General features: G+C 67.1%; 3 protein-coding genes. 2 read left to right on the forward strand and 1 reads right to left on the reverse strand.

The annotated features are described in order from the left end of the window. Positions 1-42: 42 nt before the first annotated feature. Entirely contained in the window at positions 43-1,353 is a 1,311-nt protein-coding gene (locus AX681_RS13945; protein WP_066659439.1) for a replication-associated recombination protein A, read from the reverse strand. A gap of 238 nt (positions 1,354-1,591) precedes the next feature. On the opposite strand from AX681_RS13945, the gene AX681_RS13950 reads away from it, so the two are divergent. Both AX681_RS13950 and AX681_RS13955 read left to right on the forward strand, forming a co-directional pair. After that, on the forward strand, positions 1,592-2,188 hold the full coding sequence (locus tag AX681_RS13950) for a PadR family transcriptional regulator (RefSeq protein WP_082737926.1): 597 nt from the start codon (positions 1,592-1,594) through the stop codon (positions 2,186-2,188). After that, positions 2,188-2,502 (forward strand): DUF2218 domain-containing protein, encoded by a 315-nt coding sequence (locus AX681_RS13955; RefSeq protein WP_066659441.1) that lies wholly within the window; start codon positions 2,188-2,190, stop codon positions 2,500-2,502. Before AX681_RS13950 ends, AX681_RS13955 begins: the two co-directional genes overlap by 1 nt. Positions 2,503-2,584 lie beyond the last annotated feature (82 nt).

Below are 2,584 nucleotides of genomic sequence, written 5' to 3' on the forward strand. Positions count from 1 at the left end.
ACCCACCCCCAAACCCCTCCCTTTCAGGGAGGGGAGGTACTGCTAACGCCCCCGCCGCGCGTCCCACCACGCCAGCCGCTCGGCAATGCGCTTCTCCGTCCCCCGGTCGGTGGGAGTGTAGAAGGTCTGTGGCGTCATCTCCTCGGGCCAGTAATTGGCGCCGCTGAACCCGTCCTCCGCATCATGGTCATAGGCATAGCCCTTGCCATAGCCGATCTCCTTCATCAGCTTGGTCGGCGCGTTGAGGATGTTCTGCGGCGGCATCAGCGATCCCGTCTCCTTCGCGCTCTTCCACGCCGACTTCATCGCCTTGTAAGCCGCGTTCGATTTAGGCGCGGTCGCGCAATAGAGGCACGCCTGCACGATCGCGAGCTCACCCTCGGGCGACCCCAGAAACTCGTAGCTGTCCTTGGCGGCCAGGCACTGGACCAAAGCCTGCGGGTCGGCGAGGCCGATATCCTCGCTCGCAAACCGCACCAGCCGCCGCAGCACGTACAGCGGCTCCTCACCCGCCACCAGCATCCGCGCGAGATAATAGAGCGCCGCCTGCGGGTCGCTCCCGCGCAGCGATTTGTGCAGCGCGGAGATGAGGTTGTAATGCCCCTCGCGGTCCTTGTCGTAGACCGCCACGCGGCGCTGCAGGAACGCCGACAGCCCCGCCGGATCGAGCGGCGCGTCGAAACTGACCGAGTAGAGCGTCTCCGCCTGATTGAGCAGGAACCGCCCGTCGCCATCCGCGCTCGCCACCAATGCATCGCGCGCCTCGGGCGTCAGGGGCAGGGGACGGCCCTCGATCGCCTCGGCGCGGTCCAGCAACTGGCTCAGCGCCGGATGGTCCAGCCGTCGCAGGATCAGCACCTGCGCGCGGCTGAGCAGCGCGGCGTTGAGTTCGAACGACGGATTCTCGGTCGTCGCGCCGACCAGCGTCACCGTGCCATCCTCGACGAACGGCAGAAACCCGTCCTGCTGCGCGCGGTTGAAGCGGTGGATCTCGTCCACGAACAGCAAGGTCCGCTGCCCGATCCGTGCATGCTCCTTGGCCTCGGCGAAGACCTTCTTCAAATCTGCCACGCCCGAAAACACCGCGCTGATCGCGACGAAGCGCAAGCCGACCGCATCGGCGAGCAGCCGCGCGGTGGTTGTCTTGCCCGTCCCCGGCGGCCCCCACAGGATGATCGACGACAGCTTCCCCGCCGCCACCATCCGCCCGATTGCGCCCTCCGGCCCGGTCAAATGTTCCTGCCCGACCACCTCCTCCAGCCGCGCCGGACGCAGCCGATCGGCCAGCGGCGCGGAGGCGGAAACTTCGGAAGGGGAGGCGGCGGGTGCGGTCCCGCCGAACAGGTCAGCCATGCACGGGAGATAGGTGGCTTGGCCCAAGGTCTCAATCCTCCCCCGCCAGGGTGAGGTGGCACGCGCAGCGTGACGGAGGGGGAGGACGGCAATGCCCTTGGCCACTAGCGGACTGTTTCCTCCCCCTCCGTCGCCTTCGGCGCCACCTCCCCCTGGCGGGGGAGGATTTTTTTGCTCTTGTCGAAATGCATTCAAGATATATCTTAAATGCATCACGACTCGAATAAGAAGGATTGAAATGTTTCGAGCACATCATCGCGGCCACGGGCCGCACGGCATGCACGCCAACCGGGGACGCCGCCAATGGGGCCCGTTCACGGTCGAATGGGACATCAACGCAGAAGCGACCGGCGGGCGCGGCGGTGGTCGCGGGCGGCGGCGCATCTTCACCGGCGATGAGCTTCGCCTCGTGCTGCTCGCGCTGATCGCGGACCAGCCGCGCCACGGCTACGATCTGATCCGCGAGATCGAGGAGCGGACCGGCGGCGCCTATGCCCCCAGCCCGGGCGTGGTCTATCCGACGCTCACCCTGCTGGCCGACATGGATCACATCGCCGAACAGGCGGCGGAGGGCGCGAAGAAGCTCTACGCGATCACCGCGCCCGGTCAGGCGCATCTCGACGAAAACGCCGAACAGGTGACACTGCTGATGGGCCGCCTCGCCGAACTCGGCACGCAGCGCGAGCAGAGCGGGCGCAGCCCGGTGCGCCGCGCCATGGGCAACCTCAAAATGGCGGTGATGCAGCGGCTGAGCGACGGCGAAGCCGATCAGGAGACGGTTGACGCGATCGTCGACATCATCGACGCCGCCGCGCGCAAGGTGGAGCGCCTCTGATGACTGCAACCGCAACCGGCTTCGCCGCGACCGACAAGGCGTCGCGCTACCTGCAGCAGCTCTGCAAGCATTGGGAGCATAACCTCAAGGTCGAGTACACCGCCGACCATGGCACGATCGTGTTCCCGAAGGATGCGCGCGGCGCAAACTGGCCCGGCGACGGTCTGGTCACGCTCGACGCCAGGCCCGACGGCATCGCGATCCGCATCGACGCCAGCGTCCCCGAACAGGCCGAGGGCCTGAAGGGCGCGATCGAACGCCATCTCGACCGCTTTGCGTTTCGGGAGGATGGGCTGAAGTACGATTGGGAGTGATCAATTCCTCCCCTGAGCTTGTCTCAGGGGAGGGGGACCGCCGCCGCAGGCGGTGGTGGAGGGGCGGCCGCGTAGACGGCCG

Source organism: Sphingomonas sp. CCH9-E2 (assembly GCF_001557215.1).
Classification (GTDB): Bacteria; Pseudomonadota; Alphaproteobacteria; order Sphingomonadales; family Sphingomonadaceae; genus Sphingomonas.

Bases quoted from the DNA above. Each gene is read 5' to 3' on its own strand.
- AX681_RS13950 (WP_082737926.1), top strand. From the start codon at position 1,592: ATGTTTCGAGCACATCATCGCGGCCACGGGCCGCACGGCATGCACGCC.
- AX681_RS13955 (WP_066659441.1), top strand. From the start codon at position 2,188: ATGACTGCAACCGCAACCGGCTTCGCCGCGACCGACAAGGCGTCGCGC.
- AX681_RS13945 (WP_066659439.1), bottom strand. From the start codon at position 1,353: ATGGCTGACCTGTTCGGCGGGACCGCACCCGCCGCCTCCCCTTCCGAA.